The following is a 25,287-nucleotide window of genomic DNA, read 5'->3' as shown; positions in this document are numbered from 1 at the left end:
TTGCACCGGGCATGGCCCGCGTGCTTCCGCGCCCCCGCAGCCCCCTCGCCGCCGTCCGACGGTGGTACGAGGAGGAAATGGGCTGGCCGACCACCGGCGGGGAACCGGTGGAACTGCTGGCGGGGGTGCGCTTCGATCTCCTGGAGATGCCCGCAGATGCGGGGTACGCCGTACTCCGCCGGCTGCCCTGTACCGGCCCGGTGGCACTGCTTCGGACCGGACGCGACGGAAATCGGCCGGGTAATCGGCCGAAATTGCTCATCTTCATCGCAGCCGGCGGCGCCGAGGAACTCCCGGGAATCCTGGAATGGCTGGAGTGGGGCGCGCTCGCGCCCGATCTCACGGCGCGTGGGACCGGAGACCGGATGCCCGCACCCGCGTTCCCCACGGGTCCGGCACCGTCATACGGATTCGGTGCGAGGGAGGCCGCGGGGTGGGTGCGACCTCCCCGACCCGGGTACGAGGCGGAGAATTCCCTGCCCACCACGGGGCCGGGAGCAGGAATCGGGGACGTCGGGGGCGCCCCCGACCTCGTACGGCTCGTGAGCGCGGCGGCCACCGAGTGCCACCGTGCCCGGTTGTGGCGTGCTGGTAATGCCCAATCGGACCGCGCGAACGGCGATCAGCCGTTGGCCTTCTCGAATGCCTCGCGAATGTCGGCGGGGACCCGGCCACGGTCATTGACGTTGTAGCCGTTCTCCTTCGCCCACGCGCGGATCTTCGCGGTGTCCTGGCTGCCGCCGGAAGCCGCCGCACGGGACTTGCCACGACCGGAAGAAGCGCGGCCACCGGTACGGCGACCCGCCTTCACGAAGTCGGCAAGCGACTCGCGAAGCTTCTGGGCGTTGCTGTCGGAGAGGTCGATCTCGTAGGACTTGCCGTCGAGAGCGAACGTCACCGTCTCGTCCGCCTCGCCACCGTTGAGGTCGTCGACAAGAAGAACCTGAACCTTCTGTGCCACCGGTTTCCCTTTCATCGAATGCGGATTACGACGGAAAGCAAACCGCTTTTCCGGGAAAAACACAAACCCTTGGGTAGGGTTCACTTGCCCGCAGACCGGGGAACGCATGCTTCCGTAGCCATGAGATAGGGGAGCGATTCGGACATAGAACACTCCTCACAGGTGCAGAAGCATCCGGCTGTTACCCAGGGTGTTCGGCTTCACTCGTTCGAGGCCCAGGAACTCCGCAACGCCCTCGTCATAGGAACGCAGCAGCTCACTGTAGACATCACCGTCTACCGGGGCATCGCCGATCTCCACGAAGCCGTGCTTGGTGAAGAAGTCGACTTCGAAGGTGAGACAGAAAATGCGCCGCACTCCCAGCCAGCTCGCGGTGCGCACCAGCTTGTCCAGGACCTGATGGCCGACTCCCGACCCCTTGAGCCGCGGATCCACGGCCAGTGTGCGGACCTCGGCCAGGTCTTCCCACATGACGTGGAGCGCTCCGCAGCCCACGACCTCGGCGTCTTCGTCCCGCTCGGCGACCCAGAACTCCTGGATGTCCTCGTAAAGCGTGACGGTGGCTTTGTCGAGCAGGATCCCGTCACGTGAGTAGGCGTCGATGAGCCGGCGTACGGCCGGAACATCGCTGGTCCTGGCGCGGCGCACGGTGAGGCCTTTTGAATGCGGAGGCATGCGGGGACGCTATCGCCCCTTGCCGGTGGCGTTCGCCCCGGGTTCATCCCCTTCGGCGGATCCGGCTTCCCCGGCCGCTCGGGGTGCCGCCCGTGCCCGGCCTTCTTCCGCCGGCGCGGCCGCTTGTGCCGGTTGTGCCTGTTGTTCCGCGCCGTCCGCGGGTTCGTCGACTTCCACCATCCGCACGGCATCGCGCAAGGCCTGTCGCTGTTCCGGCGACATCATGCCGAAGAAGGCCACCAGGGCGGCCGCGGGGTTGTCACTGGCCGACCATGCCTCGTTCATCAGTGCGGCCGCGTAGGCGGCGCGAGTGGAGACCGCCTCATATCGATAGGCGCGGCCTTCTGCCTCGCGGCGCACCCAGCCCTTCTGGTGGAGGTTGTCCAATACGGTCATGACCGTGGTGTAGGCGATCGACCGTTCCTTCTGCAGATCTTCCAGGACTTCTCGAACGGTGACCGGGCGGTTCCACTCCCAGACCCGCGTCATGACCGCGTCTTCCAGATCACCCAAGCGTCTCGGCACACAAGAACAATAGTGGGAGATGTCGTGAATGCCCGTTGATCTCGTGGCGTTTGTGCCGGAAAAAGGAAGTACGACCCGGGACGGTGTTTCCCGGGTCGTACCGTGCGTGCGGGCCGCCGAAAGGCGGCGGGAGGTCAGGCGCCCTGCCCGCGGGGCTCCTGGGCGGCGGACTCGGTGCGGGCCAGCACGGCGTCCACGGCGGCGTCCTCCTTGGACTTGTTCGCCCCGCCCTGGCTCTTGACCATGGTCACGATCAGAGCGGTGAAGGCCACGGCCATCACCACGGGCGGGAGCAGCGCTGCGACGTAATCCATGCCGTTCGGCCTCCTTCAGGAATGTGACCCTTCGAGAGTACGCAGCGCTCAGGCGGTGCGGCTCTCGGGGGGCGGGGCTGGCTTCCTCCGGGGCGGGAAGACCTCGCCGGGCGTGGGGATCGGCCGGTCCGGGCGGGGCGACTTCGGCCGCGGCGAGGGGGCGGGCTCCGGTGTGCGTTCCGGTTTCCGGTCCGGTTTCGGCTCCCGGTCGGGCTCGCGCTCGCGCCCGTCGAGGGCCGCCGAGCGGCCGCCGGGGAGCGCGCGCAGCCTGGCCCGTACGGAGTGCTCGGCCAGCTGCTCGCAGTGGTGCAGCAGGGCTTTGCGGCGTGCGCACTCGGCCATCGTGGCCGGGCGGGCGCTGAGGTCGCGCAGGGCGGCGAGGTCGTCGGGGCCGGGTACGTGCCCGGCGGCCAGCGCCTCGGTCAGCTGCGCGAGGTAGCCGACCGCCGAGCCGGGCAGGGCGTCGCGGTAGCGGGCGAGGTCGGCGAGGAGGAAGGCGCGCAGCCGGCCGCCTTCGCGGACCGCCTCGTCCACCGCCTCGGCCAGCCGGAGATATTCCTGGATGTCCTGTGACCACTCGGGCACGGGGGCCCGGAGCGGTGCGGGGTGGGACGTCGGTTCAAGGGCATGGGCGAGGGCGCGACGGAGCACACGCAACTCATCGGCGCTGAACGCCATGCCGCCGCGGGTTCCGTTTGGCATTGGCATGTGGCGACTTTACGACCGAATTCGACAAAAGCCGCTTAATTCGTGAACGGTGGCGCGGCAGCGAGCCGCGCCACCGCGCGCGCGGCGTACCGGCGGCCGGTGGGGACCGGCCGGAGTCCGGTGCGCAAAGCCGCCGTTTCCGCTACGAGCGGGTGATATTGCGCTCGTAGACCAACCGCAGACCGATGAGGGTGAGCCACGGCTCGTGCGCGTCGATCACCGAGGACTCACCGAGCACCATCGGGGCCAGCCCGCCGGTGGCGATCACGGTCACCTCTTCCGGGTCGTCGGCCAGCTCCCGTGCCATCCGCTGCACCACGCCGTCGACCTGGCCCGCGAAGCCGTAGAGGATGCCGGACTGCATGGCCTCGACGGTGTTCTTGCCGATGACGCTGCGCGGCCGGGCCAGTTCGATCTTGCGGAGCTGGGCGCCCTTGACGCCCAGCGCGTCGACGGAGATCTCGATGCCCGGCGCGATCACGCCGCCGACGTACTCACCGCGCGCGCTCACCGCGTCGAAGGTGGTGGCCGTGCCGAAGTCGACGACCACCGCGGGGCCGCCGTAGAGCTCGACGGCGGCCAGGGCGTTGATGATCCGGTCGGCGCCGACCTCCTTGGGGTTGTCCATGAGGATCGGCACGCCGGTCTTGACGCCGGGCTCCACCAGGACGGCGGGGACGTCGCCGTAGTAGCGGCGGGTGACCTCGCGCAGTTCGTGCAGCACGGAGGGCACCGTGGAGCAGATGGAGATGCCCTCGATGCCGTCGCCCAGGTCGTCGCCGAGCAGCGGATGCATCCCCATCAGGCCCTGGAGCAGGACGGCGAGCTCGTCGGCGGTGCGGCGGGCGTCGGTGGAGATCCGCCAGTGCTCGACGATCTCCTCACCGTCGAAGAGCCCCAGGACGGAGTGGGTGTTGCCCACGTCGATGGTCAACAGCATGGCGGTCAGCCGTCCTCGCGTGCCGCGGTGTCCGGGGCGAGCGCCGTGGGGTCCGCGTCCTCGCGCAGGTCAAGGCCGATGTCGAGGATCGGCGAGGAGTGCGTGAGCGCCCCCACCGCGAGGTAGTCGACGCCGGTCTCGGCGTAGGGCCGGGCGTTGTCGAGCGTCAGCCGGCCCGAGGACTCCAGCATGGCGCGGCCGGCGACCAGCTCCACGGCCTCGCGGGTCCGCTCCGGGGTGAAGTTGTCCAGCAGGATCAGGTCGGCGCCCTGGTCCAGGATCGGCGGGATCTGGTCGAGGCGGTCGACCTCCACCTCGATGGGCACCCCGGGGAACTCGGAGCGCACGGCCTGGAAGGCCGCCGCCACGCCGCCCGCCGCGACCACGTGATTGTCCTTGATCAGCGCCGCGTCGGACAGCGACATCCGGTGGTTGACGCCGCCGCCGCAGCGCACCGCGAACTTCTCCAGGGCGCGCAGCCCCGGCGTCGTCTTGCGGGTGTCGCGGACCTTGGCCTTGGTCCCCTCCAGCACGTCCGCCCAGCGCCGGGTCGCGGTCGCGATGCCCGACAGCCGGCACAGGAGGTTCAGCGCGCTGCGCTCGGCGGTGAGCAGGTCGCGGGTGCGGGTGGTGACGCTCAGCAGCACGGTGCCGGCCTCGACCCGGTCGCCGTCCTCGACGTGCCGCTCGACGGCGAACTCGTCGGTGCACACCATGGACAGCACCGCCTCGGCGATCCGCAGCCCGGCGACGGTGCCGGCCTCGCGGGCGGTGAAGTCGGCGGTGGCGACGGCGTCTTCGGGGACGGTCGCCACGGTCGTGACGTCCACGCCCTGATCGAGGTCCTCCTCCAGGGCGAGGTGCGCGATGTCCTCGACCTGCACGGGGTCGAGCCCGGCGGCCACCAGCAGCGCGGCCAGGTCGGGGTCCAGGCCGCAGCTCAGCGGGTCGAGTTCGTACGAGCCTTCGTCGCCGCCGCAGCCGCAGGCGTCGCCGCAGCCACCGCTGGGGGTGTCGCCGGCGGGCCCGCCGATCTGGAGGAGGGGGAGGTCGTCGCGGGTGCTGCTCACGGGGTGGCTCCGTCTTCCGGGAGGGGGGTGGGGTGCCCCCGGTGGTCTGTTGTTGCGGTCGGGCGTGGTCACGGGGTGGCGGTGGCCCGGGGGCCGTCGCCGGCGGTCGGCGGGAATCCGGCGGTCCGCGTCGTACGGAGGTCCAGCGCGCGGTCCGCGTCCAGGGTGATCCGGAAGTGCCGGCGCCAGGAGGCATCGTCCCGCTCCGGGTGGTCCTCGCGCCAATGGCAACCGCGGGTCTCCGTACGGCGCTGTGCCGCGGCGACCAGTACCCGGGCGACGCACAGGAGGTTGGTCGCCTCCCATGCTTCCACGCCGGGCTCGGGGGCCTTGTGCGCGGCGGCCGGGGCGCTCGTCCCCGCGGCCTCGCGGTGGAGGCGGTCCAGGGCGGCGGAGGCCTGCGCCAGGCTCTCGGCGCTGCGCAGCACCCCGGCGCCGGCGGTCATGATCCGCTGCACGGCGCCGCGGGCCTCGGGGACGAGGAGCGGGAGGGTGGTACGGGGCGCGGGCGCCGGCGCGGGGTGTGCGGCGGGCGCCGGTGCGGGGTGCGTCGCGGGGCCTTCGGCGAGGTCCGCGGCGATCCGCTCCGCGAAGACCAGGCCCTCCAGGAGGGAGTTGGAGGCGAGACGGTTCGCGCCGTGCACGCCGGTGCAGGCGACCTCACCGCAGGCGTAGAGGCCGGGGACGGTGGTGCGCCCGCGCAGATCGGTGCGCACGCCGCCGGAGGCGTAGTGGGCGGCCGGGGCAACCGGTATCGGCTCGCTGACCGGGTCGATGCCGTGGCTGCGGCAGGCGGCGAGGATGGTCGGGAAGCGGTTCTCCCACATCTGCGCGCCGAAGTGCCGGCCGTCCAGATACATGTGCTCGACGCCCTGTTCGTGCGCCCGGCGCATGATCGCCTTGGCCACGATGTCGCGCGGGGCCAGCTCGGCGAGTTCGTGCTGCCCCACCATGAAGCGGGTCCCGTCGGCGTCGACGAGATGGGCGCCCTCGCCCCGTACGGCCTCGGAGATCAGCGGCTGCTGGCCCTCCGCTTCGGGGCCCAGATACAGGACGGTCGGGTGGAACTGGACGAATTCCAGGTCGGAGACCTCCGCGCCGGCGCGCAGCGCCAGCGCCACCCCGTCGCCGGTGGAGACCGCCGGGTTGGTGGTCGCGGAGAAGACCTGACCCATGCCGCCGGTGGCGAGCACCACCGCCGGGGCGTGCACGGCCCCGACGCCATCGTGCTGGCCCTCCCCCATCACATGCAGGGTGACGCCCGAGGCGCGGCCCTCGGCGTCCGTGAGCAGGTCCAGGACCAGGGCGTTCTCGACGGTGCGCAGGCCGGCGGCGCGGACCGCCTCGACGAGCGCGCGGGAGATCTCCGCCCCGGTGGCGTCGCCGCCGGCGTGCGCGATCCGGCGGCGGTGGTGGCCGCCCTCGCGGGTCAGCGCGATCTCCTCGCTGTCCGGTGCGGTGTCGAAGCGCGCGCCGGTCCGGATGAGCCGGTGGACCGCGTCGGGGCCCTCGGTGACCAGGGTGCGCACGGCCTCCTCGTCACACAGTCCGGCGCCGGCCACGAGGGTGTCGGCCAGATGCTGCTCGGGGGTGTCGCCCTCGCCGAGCGCCGCCGCGATACCGCCCTGCGCCCAGCGGGTGGAGCCGTCGTCCAGGCGGGCCTTGGTGACGACGACGGTCCGGCGGCCGGCCGCGGCGCAGCGCAGCGCGACCGTCAGCCCGGCCACCCCGGAGCCCACGACGACGACGTCCGCCTCCAGGGACCAGCCAGGGGCGGGGGCGGTCAGACGTATGCCGCTGCCCGGCAGGAGGCCGGGTGCGGTACCTGTTCCTTGGGCGGTCATCGGGTCGCTCCGAGGGGGCCGTGGGGGTGGGGGGTGGCCGGGTCGTCGGCGGGTGCGCCGGAGCCGGCGGCGCGCGGGGTGGCTCCGCCCGGGGCGGCGGGCGGCGTGCCCTGCGCCCCGAAGAGGAGACGGATGTTGTCGATGAGGCGGGTGATGCCGACCTTGGCGGCGACGGCGAGGATCGCCTCGCCCTCGTAGTCGTCCGGGACCTCGGTGAAGTCGGACGGATCGACCAGCGCCAGGTAGTCGAGCACCAGCGGCGGGTCGAGCAGGGCCGCGTCCGCCAGCACCGCGTGGGCCGCGGCGCGCGCCACCGACGGCCCGTGCGGGGGCACCGCGGCGGCGTAGGCGACGGCGTGCGCGTCGGCGGCGGCCCGGTCCTCACCGAGGGCGGCCAGCCCCGCCGCGCGGTCCTGGGCGGGATGGCCGGCGCAGGCGGCGCGGGCGCGCAGCGCCTCCTCGGCGGCGAGCCGGTCGCGCGCCGCGAACAGCGCCCCCGACAGCGCGAGCGCGGTGCGCCGCTCCGGCCCGGAGAGGTAGCGGTTGCGGCTGGACAGGGCGAGCCCGTCCTCCTCACGGACCGTGGGGACACCGACGATCTCGACGGGGAAGTTGAGGTCGGCGGCCATCCTCGTGATCACCGCGAGCTGCTGGGCGTCCTTCTGCCCGTAGAACGCGCAGTCCGGCGCGGTCAGATGCAGCAGCTTGGCGACGACCGTCAGGACGCCGTCGAAGTGTCCGGGGCGGCTGGCGCCCTCCAGGAGGCCGCCCATGGGCCCGGCGGCGATCCGGATCTGCGGTTCCCCGCCCGGGTAGACCTCGTCGGCGGACGGCGCGAAGACCACGTCCGCACCGGCCGCGGCGGCCAGTTCGACGTCCGCCTCCAGCGTGCGCGGATAGCGGTCCAGGTCCTCGCCGGCGCCGAACTGCAGCGGATTGACGAAGACCGTGACGACGACCTGCCCCCGGGGGCCGACGCGGCGGCGCGCGGCGCGCACCAGGGTGGCATGGCCCTCGTGCAGCGCGCCCATGGTCATCACGACCGCACGCGCCCCACCGGAGCTGCGGGGCAGATCGCGCAGCTCCACGGCGGTGTGGAGGAGGTGTCCGGGGCCCGGCCGGGCCGACTCGGCGGGGAGCTCCGGATCCACCGGCGGCTGCGGTTCCTGGCGCGTCATCGCTCGTCCCCCTCGGGACCGGAGGCGTCGGGGCCCGGGCCCCGGGGGCCAGGGGCGGTGCCGGAGCCGTCGTCGGAGCCGGCGAGGACATCGAGCAGGTCCTCGGCGAGTTCGGGCTTGAGCAGACCGTGGGACAGCGCACGGTCCGCGGTCGTACGGGCCATGGCCAGATACCCGGCGACGCTCTGCGGGGCGTGCCGGCGCAGCTCGGCGATGTGGACGGCGACGGTGCCGGCGTCGCCCCGGGCGACCGGGCCGGTCAGCGCGGCGTCACCGGAGCGGAGCGCGTTGTCCAGGGCGGCGCCGAGCAGCGGGCCCAGCATCCGGTCAGGGGCCTGCACACCCGCGTCGTGCAGCAGTTCCATGGCCTGGGCGACCAGGGTGACCAGGTGGTTCGCGCCGATGGCGAGCGCCGCGTGATAGAGCGGACGGGCCGATTCCGCGATCCACTCGGGCTCCCCGCCCATCTCGATGACCAGCGCTTCCGCCGCCATCCGCAGCTCGTCGGGCGAGGTCACCCCGAACGAGCAGCCGGCCAGCCGCTGGACATCCACGGAGGTGCCGGTGAACGTCATCGCCGGATGCAGCGCCAGCGGCAGGGCCCCGGCGCGGGTGGCCGGGTCCAGCACCGCGGTGCCGTACCGCCCGGAGGTGTGCACCAGCAGCTGGCCCGGGCGCACGGCGCCGGTCTCGGCGAGGCCGCTGACCAGGCCGGCCAAGGCGTCGTCGGGGACGGTCAGCAGGACGAGGTCGGCGCGGGCGAACACCTCGGCGGGGGTGACCAGCGGGACGTCGGGCAGCAGCTCGGCGGCGCGTCGTACGGAGGCGTCGGAGACTCCCGACACGGCGACGGGACGATGCCCCGCGAGCCGCAACGCGGCGGCGAGGGCGGGCCCGACACGGCCGGCGCCGACGACCCCGACGGTCAGCCGGGCGGGTCGGTCCTGGGCCTCGGTGGGTGGCTGTGCATTCACGCGGCGATGGCCTTCCGTTCCAGTCCGCGGGGGGTACCGGACGATTCATCGCCATGCTACGCGAGTGTTTCCGGCGGCCTTCCGCGTTGTGCACAAGGTGAGACGGGGGTCTCCCGCCCGAGTTATCCACAGGGGTCGCGGCCCCGCGCCGGACTGGGCAATGATCAATCCGACGGCGCGCGGATCGCCCGGAACGACCGCGCGGAGAAAGAGCAGGCAGGGGGCGTGTGAGGCGTATGGGAAACGCAAACAAGGACGGCGCGGGGAGCATGGGCACGGGCTCGGCGGACACCGAGGGGGCCGGCTCGGGCGCAGCTCCGGACGGGGCGCGGGGTCCCGTCGGGCGGGAGCGGATGTTCGCGGCGATCCGGTCCTCGAAGCGCGTACTGGCCGGCAGCTCGGGAGGGGCCAGAACGCTCCGCGACCGGCTGGACGAACTGGCCGCCGACGCCCCGGCCGCCTTCGACCTGGACGGCTGGACCGACATCTACGGCAACGACGACAGCGTCATCGGCGAGCTGGAGCGCCGCACCGCCGAGGCCCTGGGCACCGAGGCGGCCGCCTTCTTCCCGACCGGCACGATGGCCCAGCAGGTCGCGCTGCGCTGCTGGGCGGGGCGCACCGGCAACGCCACGGTCGCCGGCCATCCCATGTCACACATGGAGGTGCACGAGCGCGATGCCTACGCCGCGGTCAGCGGGCTGCGCATGGTGCACCCGACGAGCGCCGCGCGGCCGCCGACCGCCGCGGAGATAGCCGACCTCGCCGAGCCGTTCGGCACGCTCACCCTCGAACTCCCGCTGCGCGACGCCGGATTCGTCCTGCCGTCGTGGGACGAGCTGACCGCGGCCGTGTCGGCGGCGCGGGACCGCGACGCGGTGGTGCACTTCGACGGCGCCCGGCTGTGGGAGTGCGGCCCGCACTTCGGCCGCACGCTCCCGGAGATCGTGGCCCTCGCGGACAGCGTGTACGTCTCCTTCTACAAGACGCTGAACGGCATATCGGGCGCCGCCCTCGCGGGCACCGAGGACTTCATCGACGAGGCGCGGACCTGGCGGCACCGGTACGGCGGCCAGCTGTTCCAGCAGTGGCCGGCCGCCCTGACCGCCCTGACCGGCCTGGACCGTGAGCTGCCCCGGCTGCCGGAGTACGTGGCGCACGCGAAGACCGTGGCCCGCGCGCTGGGCGAGGGCCTGGCCGGTGCCGGCGTGCCGTGGTTCCGGGTGCATCCGGAGATACCCCACACCCACCAGTTCCAGGTGTGGCTCCCGTACCCGCCCGAGCTGCTGAACGAGGCCGCCGTACGCCAGGCGGAGGAGACCGGGACCACGCTGTTCCGCTGGTGGTCCGAGCCCACCCTCGGCGGCCCGCCCGGGGTGGCGCTCACGGAGCTGACGATCTCCGCGTCCGCCCTGGAGTGGACGGCGGGAGAAGTCCGCGCGGTGCTCGGGGAGTTCGTGGCGTACGTGGAGCGCGTGCGGGAGGAGCGCGGGTAGGGCGGGGGCGTCGGGGGGAGGCGGGGTGGGAGGGGGCGGGGGCGGGGGGGGAGGCCCCCCGGGGGAAGGGGAGCCAGGCGCGACAAACGCCAGCCCACCCGATGCCCTCCTCAAGCCCCCACCCCCCGCACGTGCCGCCTCCCCCGCCCCGAGAGCCGGCCTGCGAACCGGCCCCCGAAGCGACCCGCGAACCAGCCCCCGGCCCAGCCCCCGACCCGGCCTCCGCCCCTGCCCGCTCCCCGCTCGCCGGGTTCGGTGACGACGGTCCGGAAGCGGAACCACTGGCGGATCTCGTGTGCGGTGCGGACGGTGTGGGTGCCCGGAGCGGGCGGGGCGGCCTCGGCTCGGCGAGCGGCGCGGTAGGTGTCGAGAAGGTGCTGCTGGGAAGCGTTCATGCCGCTCACTGTGCGGTGGCCACCCGGCCCGCCGCGCGTCGATTGACCAGAGCCGTCAATCGATGTCCGCGCAGGTGGCGGCTCACGCATGATGTGCGCATGGCCAACGTCATCGACATCACCGGGCTGCCGCCGGAGCGCGTCGTCTTCTCCCCGTCCCCGCTGGCGGAACTGGGCGCCGCACTGCACGCGTTGTCCGAGCCGGGGCACCATCCCGGGCTGCACGGCTGGGTCACCGCCACCAACGCGGCACTGGACACCGACCTCGCCGACCGGCTGTGCGAGGCGGACTTCCTGTGGCGCTCCTCCCGCTCCGACATCCTGCTGCCGGCCCGCCCCGGGGCGACGCTCGCCGAGGAGTTGGACGAGCTGGACGCCATCGACGACGAACGGTTCGTGGCCGCGGTGTTCGAGATCACCTGCTCGACGTCCTACACCCGCTGCACGCCCTCACCCCTGGTCGACCCGGACGAGCGGGCGCGGGTCCGGGAGATGGCGGCCGCGCGCGGCCCGCGGCAGGCGGCCTTCACCGACCGGATGCTGACCGACCCCGACGGCCTGCGGCGGTGGCTGCGCCGGCTGTTCGAGGACTGCGAGGAGGCGTTCTTCGGGGACATCTGGCGCCGGGTGGGCATCCAGCTGGCGGCCGACGCCCGGCACAAGACCGAACTGCTGCGCCACAAGGGCCTGTCCGAGACGCTGTCGGCCACCTCACGCGCGCTGACCCTGGACGTCGGCCGAGACGGCGGCGCCACCCGCATCCTGGTCGACAAACTGGCCCAGGGGCGTACGACGGCGTTCTCGAACCCGGCGGATCCGGGCGTCACCTTCCTGCCGACGTCGTTCGGCTGGCCGCATCTGCTGTTCAGCCATGCCCCGGGGTGGCGCCCGGTGCTCCAGTACCCGGTCGCCGGAACGGAGTTGCCGGCGCCGGCCGCGCTGGAGCTGGTGCACCAGCGGCTGGAGGCCCTGGCGCATCCGATGCGGATGCAGCTGTGCCGTTCGCTGTCCCGGGGGCCGCACACGACGGGGGAGCTGGCGCACGCGTACGGGATCACCCCGCCGGAGGTGTCGCGGCACATCGCCACGCTGAAGAAGGCCGGGCTGATCCTGACGCGGCGCCGTGGGCGCTATGTGCTGCACCAGCTGAACCTCCAGACGGTGGCCCGGCTGGGCAGCGACTTCCTCGAGGGCGTGCTGCGTTGACGCCGGGGAGACGCTGAGCCGGAGCCCCCGGACCGGTACCGCCCTCCCCCGCGCCTCCGGGCCGCCCCCGGGGACCTCGCCCGCCGGTTCAGCCCTGTGCACCCGCTCCGCCCGCTCCGCCCGCGCGCACCAGCCCGGTCTCGTAGGCGAGGACGACCGCCTGGACGCGGTCCCGGAGGTTCAGCTTGGTCAGGATGCGGCCCACATGCGTCTTGACCGTGGCCTCGGAGAGGACCAGCCGCGCCGCGATCTCCCCGTTCGACAGGCCCTGGGCGACCAGCAGCAACACCTCCCGCTCCCGGTCCGTCAGCCGGCCCAGCTCGGGCCGGGAGGGCTCGGCGGAGGTGGCGGGCAGCATGGGGGTGAAGCGGTCGAGGAGCCGGCGGGTGGTGGAGGGGGCGACGACCGCGTCGCCGCTCTGCACGGCGCGGATCGCGGCGAGCAGGTCACCGGGCGGCACGTCCTTGAGCATGAAGCCGCTGGCTCCGGCCTTCAGCGCGGAGAAGGCGTATTCGTCCAGGTCGAAGGTGGTCAGGATGAGCACCTTCGGGCCGCCTTCGGGCTGTTCGCCGGCGCAGATCCGGCGGGTGGTCTCCACCCCGTCCAGATGCGGCATCCGCACGTCCATGAGGATCACGTCGACCTGGGTGGCGCGCAGCACCTCCAGCGCCTCCACCCCGTCCCCCGCCTCCGCGACGACCTCCATGTCCGGCTGCGCGGCCAGCACCATCCGGAATCCGGTGCGCAGCAGCACCTGGTCGTCGACGAGCATCACGCGGATGGTCATGGCAGGGGGTTCCCTTCGTGCACGGGCGGGGGCGGAGCGCATGGAGCGGTGTGGTGGGGCGGAGCGGTGGGGCGGAGCGGTGTGGTGGGGCGGTGTGGTGGGGCGGTGGTGGTCGTCGGGGGCCGGCCCGGGGGCCGTGGCGGGGAGGTGTGGGGGCGCGGCGGTGTTCATCGGGTGGGTTTGAGCGGGAGGACGGCGCCGATGCGGAAGCCGCCGCCCGGGCGTGGTCCGGCGGTGAGGCTGCCGCCGACCATGCCGACGCGCTCCCGCATGCCGATCAGGCCGTGGCCGAGGCCGTCGGCGCCGCCCTCCTCGTAGTACTCCTGCTGTGCGCCGCGTCCGTCGTCCTCGACGAGGAGGTCGAGGTCCTCGCCCCGGTAGGAGACGCGGACGGTGGCGCGGACGTCGGGGCCGCCGTGTTTGCGGGTGTTGGTGAGGGCTTCCTGGACGATGCGGTAGACGGTCAGCTCGACGCTGCTGGGCAGCTCCCGGGGCTCGCCCTCGGTGCGGAAGTCGACCGGCAGGCCCGCGCCGCGCACCTGGTCGACGAGGTCGCTGAGCTGCTCGACGCCGGGCTGGGGCACGTATTCGCCGCTCTCGGCCTGTTCGCCGGTGCGCAGGATGCCCAGCAGCCGACGCATCTCGGCGAGCGCCTGGCGCCCGGTGCCGGAGATCGTCTCCAGGGCCTGCCGGGTCTGGTCGGGGGCGGTGTCGAGGACGTAGGCGGCGCCGTCGGCCTGGACGACCATCACCGAGACGTTGTGGGCGACGACGTCGTGCAGCTCGCGGGCGATCCGGGCGCGCTCGGCCGCGACCGCGATCCGGGACTGGGCCTCGCGCTCCTTCTCCAGCCGGGCGGCCCGCTCCTCCAGCTGCGCCCAGTAGGCGCGGCGGGTGCGCATGGAGTCGCCGAGCACCCAGGCCAGCACGAAGGGCACGGTAATCAGGACGACGTAGAAGATCCGCATCTGCAGCGACTGGTGGTCGACGTTCGCGTAGCGCCAGAACGTCAGGGCGGGGCCGGCGACGGCACCGATCAGGGCGCAGCGGGAGGCCCAGCGGGGGCCGGCGGGTGCGGACGCCACGGTGTAGGCGATCACGAGCATGGCGAAGTCGCCGAACATGGGCCGGACGCCGATGATCAGTTGGCTCACGCCGATGGCGGCCGTGAGCAGCAGCATCTTGACCGGGGCCTTGCGGCGCAGCGCCACGACCAGGCAGAGGCCGAGGGTGAAGATCACGGTCGCGGCCGTGTGCACGACTCCGACGCTGTCGAACACGATCGACAGAGCGCTGAACCCGAGGAGTACGACCGCCCAGAAGGAGTCCACTCCCGTCGGGTGTCGGCGGAGGAAGTCGTAGAGACGCTGCACGTCACCCAGCGTAGGCAGGCGGTTTGGGTGTACGGGTCAACCGGAGGGGCGATCCTGTCCGGCCGGGTCTACTCCCCAAGGTGGAGATCCGGGTCGTCACCCGCGGCGGGCGGTGGGTCGCACGTGCGCGGCTGTCCGTGCGGGCGGGGCCGGGGCGGGCCCGTAGCGTGGTGCAGATGACGAACGAGTGGTGCGGGTGGCGCGAGGCCACGGAGCGGGCGCTGTACGGCCCGGGCGAGGGGTTCTACACCCGGGCCGGGGGTCCGGGGCCGGCCGGGCACTTCCGTACGTCCGTGCATGTCTCCCCGCTGTACGCGGGCGCCGTCGCCACCCTGCTGTGCCGGGTCGACGCGGCGCTGGGGCATCCCGGGGAGCTGGCGCTGGTCGATGTGGGCGCGGGGCGCGGGGAGCTGCTGACGGGGGTGCTGGCCGCGCTGCCGGAGGAGGTGGCGGCCCGGCTGCGTCCGCTGGTGGTCGAGCGGGCCGCGCGCCCGGAGGGCCTCGATCCGCGGGTCGGCTGGCACGGCGAGCTGCCCGCGCCGGGTTCGGTGAGCGGGCTGCTGTTCGCGAACGAGTGGCTCGACAATGTGCCGGTCGAGGTCGTCGAGACGGATGCGGAGGGGGTGCCGCGCCGGGTGCTGGTGCGGGCCGACGGGACGGAGCGGCTGGGCGGGCCGGTGGACGGCGCAGACGCGGAGTGGCTGGAGCGCTGGTGGCCGGCGGCCCGGGAGGGCGCCGCCGGCCCCGGGCTGCGTGCCGAGATCGGCCGTCCCCGGGACGAGGCCTGGGCGCGGGCCGTGGGCACGCTGCGCGCCGGGCTGGCGGTCGCCGTCGATTACGCGCACGAGCGGGCCGACCGGCCGCCGTTCGGCACGCTCACCGGCTTCCGTGAGGGCCGTGAGGTGCCGCCCGTGCCGGACGGCAGCTGCGACCTCACGGCGCATGTGGCGCTGGACTCCTGTGCCGGTCCGGGGGCGGTGCGGCTGACCCAGCGCGCGGCGCTGCACGCCCTGGGCGTGGACGGCCGGCGGCCGCCGCTCACGCTGGCCGCCGCCGACCCGGCGGGGTACGTGCGGGCCCTCGGCGCGGCGGGGGCGGCGGCGGAGCTGACCGATCCGGGCGGCCTCGGCGGCTTCGGCTGGCTGGTGGAGCCGGTGGGCGGCGCGTGCGCGGGGCTTCTCGGGGAGTGGGACGGCTGAGGGCTCCGCGGTCCGCTGTCGGGGGGTCCTGCGAGACTGTTCCCATGACGGAGACGACGGTCGGCATCGGCGGCGCGGCGGAGAGCACCGACATGGTGCTGAACATCGGCCCGCAGCATCCCTCGACGCACGGCGTGCTGCGGCTGCGCCTCGTCCTGGACGGCGAGCGCATCCAGCACGCCGAGCCGGTGATCGGCTATATGCACCGCGGTGCCGAGAAGCTCTTCGAGGCGCGCGACTACCGCCAGATCATCATGCTCGCCAACCGGCACGACTGGCTGTCGGCGTTCTCCAACGAGCTGGGTGTGGTGCTGGCCGTGGAGCGGATGCTGGGCATGGAGGTGCCCGAGCGTGCCGTCTGGCTGCGGACGCTGCTCGCCGAGCTGAACCGTGTGCTGAACCATCTGATGTTCCTCGGCTCCTACCCCCTGGAGCTGGGCGGCATCACGCCGGTCTTCCATGCGTTCCGGGAGCGGGAGGAGCTCCAGACCGTCATGGAGGAGATCTCCGGCGGACGGATGCACTACATGTTCAACCGCGTCGGCGGCCTCAAGGAGGACCTCCCGGCGGGCTGGGCGGGCCGGGCCCGGCACGCCGTCGCCGAGGTGCGCTCCCGCATGGGCGTCTTCGACAACCTGGTCCTGGGCAACGAGATCTTCCGCGGCCGTACCCGCGGGGTGGGTGTGCTCACGCCGGAGGCGGTGCACGGCTACGGCGTCTCCGGGCCGATCGCCCGTGCCTCGGGGGTGGACTTCGATCTGCGGCGCGACGAGCCGTATCTGGCGTACGGGGAGCTGCAGTCCACGCTGAAGGTCGTCACCCGCGAGGAGGGCGACTGCCTGGCGCGCTTCGAGTGCCTGCTGGAGCAGAGCCACAACGCGCTGGATCTCGCGGACGCCTGTCTGGACCGGATCGCGGAGCTGCCGCCGGGGCCGGTCAATCAGCGGCTGCCCAAGGTGTTGAAGGCCCCGGAGGGCGCGACGTACGCGTGGACCGAGAACCCCCTGGGCATCAACGGCTATTACCTGGTCTCCAAGGGGGAGAAGACGCCCTACCGCCTCAAGCTGCGGTCGGCGTCGTTCAACAACATCCAGGCGCTGGTGGAGTTGCTGCCGGGGACGCTGGTCGCCGACATGGTCGCGATCCTCGGTTCGCTGTTCTTCGTCGTGGGCGACATCGACAAGTAGGCGCCAAGGAGGCGGCGCGGGGCGGGGGCCGCCGATCCGTCCACACCGTGTGGACGGCGGCCGGCGCACTCCTCCCTCCGGGCCGGGAAGGCGCAACGGACTCTCACAACAGCGCGGCCCCGGAGCCTCTGTGGGCTCCGGGGCCGCGCTGCGGCGTGCCGCGGTCAGGAGATGGCGCTGCGCAGTCCGCCGAGGTCGAGCTGCTCGGTCTCGTCGTGCGCGGTCAGGTCGATGACCTCGCCGGTGCCGTTGGTGGTGTCGCCCCCGGCCCGCTCGTCCCCGGCCGCGGCGCCCTGGGCGGCGGGCTGCTTGCGGGCCGAGTGCTCGGCGACGGCCTCGTCCCCGACGACGTCCGCCAGATCGTCCTCCAGCGGCGCGGTCAGCTCGCGGGGGCCGTCGCCGGTCGCGTTGCCGAAGAAGTCGAAGCCGCCCTGGGCGCGGGACGCGGTGCGGCGGGACGCGGCCGGGCGGGACGGTGCGATGGCGGCGGCCGGGACCGGACGGAGCGCGGGTCCGGCGGCGTCGTCCGGGCGGGCGTGCGCGCCCCCACCCGTGCGCGGTGCGGCGGCCGCCGGTGCCTTCCCCCGGCCGTTCTCACCGTCCCGGGCCTCACGGCCGGACGGCTCGGGACGGGCGGCCGCATCGCCTGCGGAGCCGTCCCGCGGGGTGCGCGCGGCCTTCTGGGCGGTGCGCTGGCGGGCGGCGTTGCGGGCGAGGCGGCGGAGCGCCTGGTCGGCCTGCGCATAGGTCGCCGGGGCCGTACGGTCCGCGCCGGTGAGGGGCTCGCGCGGGGCCGGGACCGAGGACTCCCCCGACCGGACGAAGTGGAGCGCGCGGGGCAGACGGGCGGCGGGCAGGGCGCGGGAGGGCGTCGCGGCCTCGATGGCGAGCAGCCGGCGGCCCTCCAGGGCGCTGGCCCGCTCGGTCTCGGCGGTGGCGTAACGGCGCAGCAGGTCGGCGTGTTCGCTGCGCAGGCGGGCCAATTCGGCGCGCTTGGCGCGGAGTTTGACGTCCAGGGCGGCGCGCAGCTCGCGGGACTCCTCGACATCCGTTTCGAGTTCGGCGATCCGCTCCTCGGTGCGCCACTCGTCGCGCAGCCGGGCGCGGGTGAGTTCGGCGACCCGCCGGCCGGCGTTGCGGTCCCAGGTCCGCAGCAGGACCGCGCCGGTGAGTGCGGCGGCTGCCGCGCCCGCGGCGAGCACCCGTTGCACCAGGTCGTCGCCGGCGAACCACGCGCCCGCGGCGCAGGCGATCGACGCACCGGCGACCGTCGCGGGAGGAAGCAGCCGGTGGAGGGGTGGTGATTGGCGGTGGCGTCCTCGTGGCATGGCCAGAAACTTACCGTGCGTGCGGGATCTATGGGACCGCGCACACCAATCCGTTTCCCGCTGGTTACTTCTCGACCTACCCCGCCGACTGCGCATATGCCCGTGCATCGTCCCCCGGTCCACGACACGGCCGGGCTCGCACTCCGCGCCCGATGTGGGCGTACGCTGCGGCGATTTACCGGCCGGGGAGGGGACGGTGCGCCGCCCCCGGCGGCCCGGCTGTCGCTTCACCGCGTGCACCGGTTCACCACATGCCCCGGAAGGAATGCGGCGCGCGGCGCGGCGCATTCCGCAACGCGCCCGCTCCAGCTCTTCACACGGGCGCCGTGCCCTGCGCGGCGGATGGGAACGGAGACGCTCTCGGGGGCCCGCTGACCGCACGGGCCGGCCGGCCTCACACGGCCGCGTCCACCCCGCCGTTGCCCTTGCCGTCGTCCTCGGGCAGCTTGCACACCCGCTCCAGGAAGATCGCCGCCGCGACGACCGCGGCCCCGGCGAGCACCGACAGACCGGCGTAGATCGCCTGGTCCCGGCGGGGCCCGAGATCCAGGCCCGAGGTCAGCCAGAAGACGCCGACGCCGCCGTACAGCCCGGCCACCAGCGCCGCCACCAGCGCGCTGGCCTGTCCGAAGACCACCGCGCGGACGGCCACCAGCGGCTCGACGCCCCGCGCGCCCGGCCGGCGCTCGCGCTGCGCCCGCAGCCGCGACCGGAAGGAGAAGGCGGTCGCGGCGAGCACCGCGGCGATCATCGCCAGCACGATCGGCGCGGCCACCGGCACGCTGGGCAGGGTGCCGAAAGCGTCCCACAGCCGGGCGCCGCCCCAGGCCAGCACCCCGGCCACCAGAAACAGCCCGACCAGCACCTTGATGTGTAGCTGCTTCACCGAGCGCTCGCCCTTCGCACCGTCATGACACTCCCTGCCGTCACGACCATTCCTGCCGATATGGCCGCCTTGCCGCTTCCGTACGGATGCCTCCCGCAGGGAACCGACCCGCAACCCTAACGACTACTCGGGCAGCCGCAGTTCCAGGTCCGTGCGCGGCGCGACCCCGTCGCGGCCGATCGCCGACAGCAGGGCGGCCACCGCGCCGTGCCCGGGGACCTCCGCCTCCGGGTCGATGTCGAGCCACGGCGCCAGCACGAACGCGCGCTGGTGGGCCCGCGGGTGCGGCAGCGTCAGCCCGGGGTCGTCGGAGACCACGCCCTGGTAGGCCAGGATGTCGACGTCGATCGTGCGCGGCGCCCAGCGCTCCTCGCGGACCCGCTCGAAGGCCTCCTCGATCGCCTGCCCGCGCTCCAGGAGGGAGTCCGGCGGCAGCGTCGTGCGGATCAGCACCACGGCGTTGAAGTACGTCGGCTGGGAGCCGGGCTCCACGCCCCACGGCTCGGTCTCGTAGACGGGGGAGACGGCCTTGACCCGCAGCCCGGGGGTGTCCTCCAGCGCGTCGACGGCGCCCTGGAGGATCTCCAGGCGGTTGCCGAGGTTGCTGCCCAGGGAGATCACGGCGTGTTTGGGGTTGGAGAGCGTCACATCCGCGGCGTCCACCTGCTCCACCACGGAGGCGGGCACCGGCTGCACGGTCGGGTCACCGAAATCCGGGCGCGCCTGCGCGGTCCCGTCGGCGGTGAGGGTCGGCTGGCCGTTGGGCTTCATACTCGGCTCCGAGTGATTGTGATGGTCACGTCGTCGAAGGGGACGGTGATCGGCGCTTCCGGCTTGTGCACCACCACCTCCACCTGCTGCACGCCCCCGTGCTTGAGGCACTGGTCGGCGATGCGCTCGGCCAGGGTTTCGATGAGGTCGACGGGCTCGCCCTCCACGACGGCCACCACCTCCTCGGCCACCACGCCGTAGTGCACGGTCTTCGCGAGATCGTCGCCTGCCGCCGCCTCACGGGTGTCGAGGCCGAGGACCACGTCGACGACGAAGGTCTGGCCCTCCTCGCGCTCACGGGCGAACACCCCGTGGTGGCCCCGGGCCCTCAGCCCACGCAGCGCGACACGATCCACGCGAATCACTCCCACTGGTCCACGGCACCTGGGGTGCCACTGTTCGTCGGATTCCGGGCGGGCGCCGCAGCGTCCGGCAACACCGCCTCGCCGTCGAATCTACCTTCGAGCACCGACAGTCCTCGCCCACGGGGGCCATGGACAAGACCCCGGCCTCCTGCTAGGTACAGCCCGTGGGGCGGTGCCTAGCAGACCGGCAGACCGGTAGATCGTCCGCGCGGCCCTCTTACCCCCGTGCCCACGCCCCACCCCTCCCCGTGCCGCACTTGGCTCGAACGGGTGCGCCCTCGCCCGGATGGCTGACGCCCACCGGTGGTCCGGGGCGGACCGACGCCGGTGCGCGGGGCCGCCGCCGCGCGCTGGGGCGCACGGCATGGCAAGGCTCACACCACCGCGCGCCCGGGCCACCGGCGTCCGGCGCCCGCGCCCGTGAGCGCCCTCAGAGGGCGTCCGGGGCGCCGTCGCCCTCGTCGGGTCCCCCGGGCCCCTCGGGCCCCTCATCGTCCTCGTCCTCGTCGTCGTCACGGTCCGCCAGCACCGGCGAGCCGTGGTGCGACCACACCCGCCAGCCCTCGTCCGTGCGCCGGAAGACATTGGTCGCCACCACCAGCTGGCCGATCAACGGACCCACCGAGCCGTCGTCCTCGGCCGGACCGCCGCTGAGGATGTTCTCGGTGCAGGTCACCAGCGCGGTGTCGCCGATGACGTCGATCTCCACGTCCGTGAGGAAGAACTGGATGTACTCGGTGTTCGCCATGATCAGGGCGTACGAGCGGAGCACCTCACCGCGCCCCCGCAGCACCGGCCACCCCGGATGGACCACGCTGACCTGGCCGTCCAGCCACAACCCGGACAACGCTTCGTGATCGCCGCGCTCGATGGTCTCGTACAGGGTCGTGTTCGCCTGCTCGACCAGCTCGATGTCCGTCTGTGGGCCCAAGCCGCTCACACCGTTCCCGTCGTGTTCGCCGTCGTCCCTGCGGCGGCCGCTGCCGCCGCACCCTCCACGGCACGGGCCACCCGTACCGCGTCCGCGCTCGCCCTGACCTCGTGCACCCGCACCGCCCAGGCCCCCTCTCGCGCCACGATCGCCGACACCGCCGCCGTCGCGGCGTCCCGTTCCCGGGCCGGCGGCGGGGCGGCTCCCTCGCCGCCTGCCAGCACCCTGCCCAGGAACCGTTTCCGCGATGCGGCCACCAGCAGCGGACGGCCCAGGGCACGCAGCGCGGCCAGCCGGGCGACCAGCGCCAGATCGTGCCCGGCCTCCTTGGCGAAGCCCAGGCCGGGGTCGAGGACGATCCGGTCCGGGTCGATCCCGCCGGACACCGCGCGCTCCATGCTCCGCGTCAGCTCGTCGACGACGTCGGCGACCACATCGCCGTAGACGGCCCGGTTGTTCATGTCGATGGACCGGCCGCGCCAGTGCATCACCACGAACGGGACGTGGCTCGCCGCCACCACGGGCACCATCGCCGGATCGGCGGCGCCCCCGCTGACGTCGTTGACCAGCCGCGCCCCGGCCTCCACGGCCCGCTCGGCGACCGAGGCGCGCATGGTGTCGACGGAGACCACCACGCCGGCGGCGGCCAGCTCCCGGACCACCGGAACGACCCGGCGCAGCTCCTCGGCCTCGTCCACCCGCGCCGCGCCCGGGCGGGTCGACTCCCCGCCCACGTCCACCATGTCGGCGCCCTGCGCCACCAGATCGAGGCCGTGTTTGACCGCGAGTTCGGTGTCGAACCAGTCACCGCCGTCGGAGAACGAATCGGGCGTCACATTGACGACGCCCAACACCGCGCAGCGGTCCCAGTCCGGCAGTCCGGCCACCCGGCCACGCAAGGTACTCATGGCACCAGCGTAGGCCGTGTGCCGACCGGCCGGATTGCGGCTGCCGCGGGCCCGGACAGTTCGGGCGCCGGGCCGCCGCGGCCGTCCCGGACCGGCCCTCCGGGCGCCCCGGGACCGGGCCCGTCAGGCCGCCCGTTCGACGGTGGCGGTGCCCACCGGCTCCGGCAGGTGCGCACACGGCCGCGGCCCGGCATTCGTCCGCCGCCGCAGGAAGCGCGGCAGGCTCAGCTCCAGATACCCCTCGGCCTGGAGCGCCGCCAGCCCGATCCGCGGGATGTCACGGCTGTTGCGGAAGACCACGAAGCGCGGCTCCCAGCGTGGCCGGAACTTGTCGTTGAACTTGTACAGCGACTCGATCTGGTACCAGCGGGACAGGAAGATCAGCATGCCGCGCCAGACCCGGAGGACCGGCCCGGCGCCGAGCTTCTCGCCGCGTTCCAGGGAGGAGCGGAAGACCGCGAAGTTCAGCGACACCTGCCTGATCCCGAGGTCGGGGGCGGCCTGCAGCGTGGCGACGATCAGCAGCTCGTTCATCCCGGGGTCGGCGGCGCGGTCACGCCGCATCAGCTCCAGCGAGATGCCGTCGCCGCCCCACGGCACGAAGTGCTGCATGGCCTTCAGGTCCCCGTACGGGCCGGGCTCCTCGCCCTCGGCCGCCGGCTGATGCGCGGTGGCGATCACCGCGTCGCCGTCGGCCACCGCGTCGATCCGGCCCAGCGCCATGGAGAAGCCGCGCTCGGTGTCGGTGTCCCGCCAGGCGTCCGCGGCCTTCTGAATCCGTGCCAGCTCGGCCGGCTCCAGGTCGCGCACCCGGCGCACCCGGGTCTCGTACCCGTTGCGCTCGATGCGCTTGACCATCTGCCGTACGTTGCGCATCGCGCGGCCGGTGAGGGTGAAGCCGGCGACGTCCACGATCGCCTCGTCGCCCAGCTCCAGCGCGTCCATCCCGGTCTCCCGGGTCCACACCTGGCCGCCGGTCTCGCTGCACCCGGTGACCGCCGGCGTCCAGGAGTGCGCCCGGGCCTCCTCCATGAAGCGCTCGATGGCGCCCGGCCAGGCCTCGACGTCGCCTATCGGGTCGCCGCTGGCGAGCATCACCCCGGAGATCACCCGGTAGCAGACCGCGGCCTTGCCGGTCGGGGAGAAGACCGCGCCCTTGTCCCGGCGCAGCGCGAAGTAGCCCAGCGAGTCCCGGGCGCCGTGCCGCTCCAGCAGCTCGCGCAGCTGCCGCTCGTCGTCGTCGGTCAGCCGGGCGGCCGGGTGCTCGGGGCGGAAGGCGAGGTAGGCGGTGGTGGCGACGGTCAGCAGGCCGAGGGCGCCCAGGGAGTAGCCGATGGTGTCGTCGACGTGATGGGTGTAGCCGATCGGGCCCTCGAAGCCGAACAGGCCCCACAGGACGTGCTGGGCGCGCTCCCACACCGTGGGTGAGCCGAGGGTCTTCCCGGGGTGGGTGCTGACGATGACCAGGCCGATGCCGAAGCTCGCGCCGCCGAGGACGACGAAGTTGGCGACGGCCTTCCAGCGGCTGCGCGGATCGGGCAGGGCCGCGAATTCCCGCCGGTGACGCACCAGGAACACCAGCAGCGCCAGCGAGAGCACCGCGCCGAAGACCGAATGGCGGTACACCAGCTGCGCCACGATGCCCACCGGGAGCAGCGCCACCGCCGCCACCCAGGCCCGCCGCTTGCGCCGCTTGAGTCCGTGTGCCAGCAGGAGCAGCAGGATGCCGACGACGATGGAGGCGGCGGCCGCCAGCGGGCTCACCGCGCCCGGCAGCACCTCGGCCACGGCGTGCACCCGGCTGTGCCGGAACCGCGGGAACACCCCGGCCGCGAGGTTCAACAGACCGACGATCACCCCGGCCGTGCCGACGACACGCGGCACCGCCTCGGGTCGCGGGCCGCGGAGCCAGCGTGGCGTTCGCCACGCAACCGTCTCCGACTTTTCGCCATCTAGCCTGTCAGACATCACTTTCCCGTCGCCCCGGTCGAGAGAACGTGCGAGCCTTGTCGCAGCATCTGGACTTTTTGCGCCCTGTATGACGGCGTTTCAGGGCTAGGGGTTCCACTAGCGGTACGGAAGGCCCGGCCGCCCGGAAGAAAGCACCACATGGGTCTCACCAGCAAGAAAGTGCTGCTTCTTGCCGTCCTCGTCGCGGTGGCACTGTTCGTCCTCACGATTTGGCTCTGGCCCCGGCTGTCCAAGGGGAACTGGCGGGCCGTCCTCGGTCGTATCGGGCTCCTGCTGGCGACCCAGCTCGCCGTTTTCGCCTCCATCGGCCTTTACGCCAACAATTCCTTCGGTTTCTACGCGTCCTGGGCCGATCTGTTCGGCCAGGAGCAGGAGCCGGGCGTGGTCACCAATTACCAGACCGGTCCGAACGGCACGAAGCTGCAGATGCTGGGCACGGAGCGGGTCAGCGTCAAGAACGGCGGCCGGCCCTCCTCCGGCGGCCGGATCGACAAGGTGCTGGTCCGCGGCGAACACTCCAGCATCGCGAGCCCCGCGTATGTCTATCTGCCGCCGCAGTACTTCCAGAAGAAGTACGCGAAGACGAAATTCCCGGCGGCCGTGGTGCTCACCGGATACCCGGGTACCGCCGAGGCGCTCTACAAGAAGCTGCATTTCCCGCAGACCCAGCACGACCTGCTGAAGAAGAACCGGATGCGTCCCACGGTCCTGGTGATGATGCGGCCGACCGTGGCCCCGCCGCGCGATACCGAGTGCATGGACATACCGAACGGTCCGCAGACCGAGACGTTCTTCACCAAGGATCTGCGGGCGGACATCGCGGAGCACTACCGAATAGGGCGTGAGGCCAAGAGCTGGGGAGTCATCGGCGACTCCACCGGCGGCTACTGCGCGCTGAAGATGACGATGCGCCACCCCGACGCGTACTCCACCGCCGTCGCGCTCTCCGGCGCCTACAAGGCCCCCCAGGACGCCACCACCGGTGATCTCTTCGGCGGCAATCCGCAGCTCCAGCGGGAGAACAACCTGCTGTGGCGCCAGCGGCACCTGCCCGCTCCCCCGGTGAACCTGCTGGTCACCAGCAGCAAGCAGGGCGAGGGGAACTACCACCAGACCCTGCGGTTCATCCAGCAGACGAAGTCCCCGAGCCGGATCTCGTCGATCATCCTCGACAGCGGCGGCCACAACTTCAACACCTGGCGCCGCGAGATCCCCGCCGCCCTGGAGTGGCTGGGCAACCACCTCAAGGCCTGACCGGCCACCGCCCCTCCCCCGCGCCACCGACGACGGCCGGG

At 73.1% G+C, this 25,287-nt stretch carries 26 protein-coding genes; 6 read left to right on the top strand and 20 right to left on the bottom strand.

The annotated features are described in order from the left end of the window. Positions 1 to 11: 11 nt before the first annotated feature. A complete protein-coding gene (locus ACQP17_RS20650) occupies positions 12 to 692 on the top strand; it encodes an SCO3374 family protein (RefSeq protein ID WP_433857604.1) in 681 nt (226 codons plus the stop codon). Here the strand turns inward: ACQP17_RS20650 and ACQP17_RS20645 are convergent. From ACQP17_RS20645 to ACQP17_RS20600, 10 genes are all read right to left on the bottom strand, one after another. Beyond that, positions 623 to 961, bottom strand: a complete 339-nt coding sequence (locus ACQP17_RS20645; RefSeq protein WP_006604017.1) for a histone-like nucleoid-structuring protein Lsr2 — start codon at positions 959 to 961, stop codon at positions 623 to 625. The two genes, ACQP17_RS20650 and ACQP17_RS20645, sit on opposite strands and share 70 nt — an antisense overlap. Before the next feature lie 156 nt (positions 962 to 1,117). Beyond that, positions 1,118 to 1,636, bottom strand: a complete 519-nt coding sequence (locus ACQP17_RS20640) for an amino-acid N-acetyltransferase (RefSeq protein ID WP_329148058.1) — start codon at positions 1,634 to 1,636, stop codon at positions 1,118 to 1,120. A 9-nt stretch (positions 1,637 to 1,645) separates the two neighbouring features. Continuing rightward, positions 1,646 to 2,125, bottom strand: coding sequence for a BlaI/MecI/CopY family transcriptional regulator (locus ACQP17_RS20635; RefSeq protein WP_433859954.1), 480 nt, complete (start codon positions 2,123 to 2,125; stop codon positions 1,646 to 1,648). 170 nt (positions 2,126 to 2,295) lie between these two features. Further along, the gene (locus ACQP17_RS20630) at positions 2,296 to 2,475 is read right to left on the bottom strand and encodes a hypothetical protein (protein ID WP_433857603.1); all 180 of its coding nucleotides are present in this window, start codon (positions 2,473 to 2,475) and stop codon (positions 2,296 to 2,298) included. 48 nt (positions 2,476 to 2,523) lie between these two features. Next, positions 2,524 to 3,153 carry a hypothetical protein gene (locus ACQP17_RS20625; RefSeq protein ID WP_433859953.1) on the bottom strand — a complete coding sequence of 210 codons (630 nt, stop codon included), beginning with the start codon at positions 3,151 to 3,153 and terminating at the stop codon, positions 2,524 to 2,526. A 172-nt stretch (positions 3,154 to 3,325) separates the two neighbouring features. After that, the gene (locus ACQP17_RS20620) at positions 3,326 to 4,123 is read right to left on the bottom strand and encodes a type III pantothenate kinase (protein ID WP_433857602.1); all 798 of its coding nucleotides are present in this window, start codon (positions 4,121 to 4,123) and stop codon (positions 3,326 to 3,328) included. Between the two features lie 5 nt (positions 4,124 to 4,128). Next, complete coding sequence (nadC, locus tag ACQP17_RS20615) at positions 4,129 to 5,265, bottom strand: carboxylating nicotinate-nucleotide diphosphorylase (RefSeq protein WP_433857601.1); 1,137 nt, start codon at positions 5,263 to 5,265, stop codon at positions 4,129 to 4,131. Next, positions 5,262 to 7,037: an L-aspartate oxidase gene (locus tag ACQP17_RS20610; RefSeq protein ID WP_433857600.1), complete on the bottom strand. Its 1,776-nt coding sequence runs from the start codon at positions 7,035 to 7,037 to the stop codon at positions 5,262 to 5,264. Before ACQP17_RS20610 ends, nadC begins: the two co-directional genes overlap by 4 nt. Continuing rightward, a complete protein-coding gene (panC, locus tag ACQP17_RS20605; protein WP_433857599.1) occupies positions 7,034 to 8,215 on the bottom strand; it encodes a pantoate--beta-alanine ligase in 1,182 nt (393 codons plus the stop codon). The genes ACQP17_RS20610 and panC overlap by 4 nt, the downstream gene beginning before the upstream one ends. Then, entirely contained in the window at positions 8,212 to 9,189 is a 978-nt protein-coding gene (locus ACQP17_RS20600) for a Rossmann-like and DUF2520 domain-containing protein (RefSeq protein WP_433857598.1), read from the bottom strand. The genes panC and ACQP17_RS20600 overlap by 4 nt, the downstream gene beginning before the upstream one ends. Positions 9,190 to 9,425: 236 nt before the next feature. On the opposite strand from ACQP17_RS20600, the gene ACQP17_RS20595 reads away from it, so the two are divergent. After that, complete coding sequence (locus tag ACQP17_RS20595) at positions 9,426 to 10,685, top strand: threonine aldolase family protein (RefSeq protein WP_433857597.1); 1,260 nt, start codon at positions 9,426 to 9,428, stop codon at positions 10,683 to 10,685. A gap of 110 nt (positions 10,686 to 10,795) precedes the next feature. On the opposite strand, the gene ACQP17_RS20590 is transcribed toward ACQP17_RS20595, so the two are convergent. Continuing rightward, the gene (locus tag ACQP17_RS20590; RefSeq protein ID WP_433857596.1) at positions 10,796 to 11,080 is read right to left on the bottom strand and encodes a hypothetical protein; all 285 of its coding nucleotides are present in this window, start codon (positions 11,078 to 11,080) and stop codon (positions 10,796 to 10,798) included. A gap of 99 nt (positions 11,081 to 11,179) precedes the next feature. On the opposite strand from ACQP17_RS20590, the gene ACQP17_RS20585 reads away from it, so the two are divergent. After that, a complete protein-coding gene (locus ACQP17_RS20585) occupies positions 11,180 to 12,286 on the top strand; it encodes a DUF5937 family protein (RefSeq protein WP_433857595.1) in 1,107 nt (368 codons plus the stop codon). A gap of 88 nt (positions 12,287 to 12,374) precedes the next feature. On the opposite strand, the gene ACQP17_RS20580 is transcribed toward ACQP17_RS20585, so the two are convergent. Then, positions 12,375 to 13,073: a response regulator gene (locus ACQP17_RS20580; RefSeq protein ID WP_433857594.1), complete on the bottom strand. Its 699-nt coding sequence runs from the start codon at positions 13,071 to 13,073 to the stop codon at positions 12,375 to 12,377. Positions 13,074 to 13,240: 167 nt separating this feature from the next. Beyond that, complete coding sequence (locus tag ACQP17_RS20575) at positions 13,241 to 14,446, bottom strand: sensor histidine kinase (protein WP_433857593.1); 1,206 nt, start codon at positions 14,444 to 14,446, stop codon at positions 13,241 to 13,243. A 176-nt stretch (positions 14,447 to 14,622) separates the two neighbouring features. On the opposite strand from ACQP17_RS20575, the gene ACQP17_RS20570 reads away from it, so the two are divergent. Both ACQP17_RS20570 and ACQP17_RS20565 read left to right on the top strand, forming a co-directional pair. Beyond that, the gene (locus tag ACQP17_RS20570; protein ID WP_433857592.1) at positions 14,623 to 15,645 is read left to right on the top strand and encodes an SAM-dependent methyltransferase; all 1,023 of its coding nucleotides are present in this window, start codon (positions 14,623 to 14,625) and stop codon (positions 15,643 to 15,645) included. A gap of 44 nt (positions 15,646 to 15,689) precedes the next feature. Then, positions 15,690 to 16,832: an NADH-quinone oxidoreductase subunit D gene (locus ACQP17_RS20565; RefSeq protein WP_433857591.1), complete on the top strand. Its 1,143-nt coding sequence runs from the start codon at positions 15,690 to 15,692 to the stop codon at positions 16,830 to 16,832. A gap of 164 nt (positions 16,833 to 16,996) precedes the next feature. Here ACQP17_RS20565 and ACQP17_RS20560 read toward each other — a convergent pair whose 3' ends face one another. From ACQP17_RS20560 to ACQP17_RS20530, 7 genes are all read right to left on the bottom strand, one after another. After that, on the bottom strand, positions 16,997 to 18,160 hold the full coding sequence (locus ACQP17_RS20560; protein WP_433857590.1) for a hypothetical protein: 1,164 nt from the start codon (positions 18,158 to 18,160) through the stop codon (positions 16,997 to 16,999). A gap of 394 nt (positions 18,161 to 18,554) precedes the next feature. After that, positions 18,555 to 19,046, bottom strand: coding sequence for a DUF3180 domain-containing protein (locus tag ACQP17_RS20555; protein WP_433857589.1), 492 nt, complete (start codon positions 19,044 to 19,046; stop codon positions 18,555 to 18,557). A gap of 123 nt (positions 19,047 to 19,169) precedes the next feature. Further along, positions 19,170 to 19,817, bottom strand: coding sequence for a 2-amino-4-hydroxy-6-hydroxymethyldihydropteridine diphosphokinase (gene folK, locus ACQP17_RS20550; RefSeq protein WP_433857588.1), 648 nt, complete (start codon positions 19,815 to 19,817; stop codon positions 19,170 to 19,172). Next, the gene (folB, locus tag ACQP17_RS20545) at positions 19,814 to 20,173 is read right to left on the bottom strand and encodes a dihydroneopterin aldolase (RefSeq protein ID WP_189100635.1); all 360 of its coding nucleotides are present in this window, start codon (positions 20,171 to 20,173) and stop codon (positions 19,814 to 19,816) included. The genes folK and folB overlap by 4 nt, the downstream gene beginning before the upstream one ends. 439 nt (positions 20,174 to 20,612) lie before the next feature. Next, on the bottom strand, positions 20,613 to 21,113 hold the full coding sequence (locus ACQP17_RS20540; RefSeq protein ID WP_433857587.1) for a nuclear transport factor 2 family protein: 501 nt from the start codon (positions 21,111 to 21,113) through the stop codon (positions 20,613 to 20,615). Positions 21,114 to 21,118: 5 nt separating this feature from the next. After that, positions 21,119 to 22,021 (bottom strand): dihydropteroate synthase, encoded by a 903-nt coding sequence (folP, locus tag ACQP17_RS20535; RefSeq protein ID WP_433857586.1) that lies wholly within the window; start codon positions 22,019 to 22,021, stop codon positions 21,119 to 21,121. Between the two features lie 123 nt (positions 22,022 to 22,144). Next, positions 22,145 to 23,989, bottom strand: a complete 1,845-nt coding sequence (locus ACQP17_RS20530) for a phosphatidylglycerol lysyltransferase domain-containing protein (RefSeq protein ID WP_433857585.1) — start codon at positions 23,987 to 23,989, stop codon at positions 22,145 to 22,147. A gap of 141 nt (positions 23,990 to 24,130) precedes the next feature. Between ACQP17_RS20530 and ACQP17_RS20525 the strand changes: the two genes are divergently transcribed. Then, on the top strand, positions 24,131 to 25,246 hold the full coding sequence (locus ACQP17_RS20525) for an alpha/beta hydrolase (RefSeq protein ID WP_433857584.1): 1,116 nt from the start codon (positions 24,131 to 24,133) through the stop codon (positions 25,244 to 25,246). Positions 25,247 to 25,287: the final 41 nt, after the last annotated feature.

It is taken from the genome of Streptomyces kronopolitis (genome assembly GCF_050953795.1).
In the GTDB taxonomy this organism is placed as follows: domain Bacteria; phylum Actinomycetota; class Actinomycetes; order Streptomycetales; family Streptomycetaceae; genus Streptomyces; species Streptomyces kronopolitis_A.
This window is presented reverse-complemented; position numbering and strand designations above follow the sequence as displayed.

What these genes read in the sequence shown, in the direction of transcription:
- ACQP17_RS20650 (WP_433857604.1), top strand. Translation starts at nt 12, where the DNA reads ATGGCCCGCGTGCTTCCGCGCCCCCGCAGCCCCCTCGCCGCCGTCCGA.
- ACQP17_RS20640 (WP_329148058.1), bottom strand. Translation starts at nt 1,636, where the DNA reads ATGCCTCCGCATTCAAAAGGCCTCACCGTGCGCCGCGCCAGGACCAGC.
- ACQP17_RS20635 (WP_433859954.1), bottom strand. Translation starts at nt 2,125, where the DNA reads ATGACGCGGGTCTGGGAGTGGAACCGCCCGGTCACCGTTCGAGAAGTC.
- ACQP17_RS20630 (WP_433857603.1), bottom strand. Translation starts at nt 2,475, where the DNA reads ATGGATTACGTCGCAGCGCTGCTCCCGCCCGTGGTGATGGCCGTGGCC.
- ACQP17_RS20625 (WP_433859953.1), bottom strand. Translation starts at nt 3,153, where the DNA reads ATGGCGTTCAGCGCCGATGAGTTGCGTGTGCTCCGTCGCGCCCTCGCC.
- ACQP17_RS20620 (WP_433857602.1), bottom strand. Translation starts at nt 4,123, where the DNA reads ATGCTGTTGACCATCGACGTGGGCAACACCCACTCCGTCCTGGGGCTC.
- ACQP17_RS20610 (WP_433857600.1), bottom strand. Translation starts at nt 7,037, where the DNA reads ATGACCGCCCAAGGAACAGGTACCGCACCCGGCCTCCTGCCGGGCAGC.
- panC (WP_433857599.1), bottom strand. Translation starts at nt 8,215, where the DNA reads ATGACGCGCCAGGAACCGCAGCCGCCGGTGGATCCGGAGCTCCCCGCC.
- ACQP17_RS20595 (WP_433857597.1), top strand. Translation starts at nt 9,426, where the DNA reads ATGGGAAACGCAAACAAGGACGGCGCGGGGAGCATGGGCACGGGCTCG.
- ACQP17_RS20590 (WP_433857596.1), bottom strand. Translation starts at nt 11,080, where the DNA reads ATGAACGCTTCCCAGCAGCACCTTCTCGACACCTACCGCGCCGCTCGC.
- ACQP17_RS20585 (WP_433857595.1), top strand. Translation starts at nt 11,180, where the DNA reads ATGGCCAACGTCATCGACATCACCGGGCTGCCGCCGGAGCGCGTCGTC.
- ACQP17_RS20580 (WP_433857594.1), bottom strand. Translation starts at nt 13,073, where the DNA reads ATGACCATCCGCGTGATGCTCGTCGACGACCAGGTGCTGCTGCGCACC.
- ACQP17_RS20570 (WP_433857592.1), top strand. Translation starts at nt 14,623, where the DNA reads ATGACGAACGAGTGGTGCGGGTGGCGCGAGGCCACGGAGCGGGCGCTG.
- ACQP17_RS20565 (WP_433857591.1), top strand. Translation starts at nt 15,690, where the DNA reads ATGACGGAGACGACGGTCGGCATCGGCGGCGCGGCGGAGAGCACCGAC.
- ACQP17_RS20560 (WP_433857590.1), bottom strand. Translation starts at nt 18,160, where the DNA reads ATGCCACGAGGACGCCACCGCCAATCACCACCCCTCCACCGGCTGCTT.
- folK (WP_433857588.1), bottom strand. Translation starts at nt 19,817, where the DNA reads ATGAAGCCCAACGGCCAGCCGACCCTCACCGCCGACGGGACCGCGCAG.
- folP (WP_433857586.1), bottom strand. Translation starts at nt 22,021, where the DNA reads ATGAGTACCTTGCGTGGCCGGGTGGCCGGACTGCCGGACTGGGACCGC.
- ACQP17_RS20530 (WP_433857585.1), bottom strand. Translation starts at nt 23,989, where the DNA reads ATGTCTGACAGGCTAGATGGCGAAAAGTCGGAGACGGTTGCGTGGCGA.
- ACQP17_RS20525 (WP_433857584.1), top strand. Translation starts at nt 24,131, where the DNA reads ATGGGTCTCACCAGCAAGAAAGTGCTGCTTCTTGCCGTCCTCGTCGCG.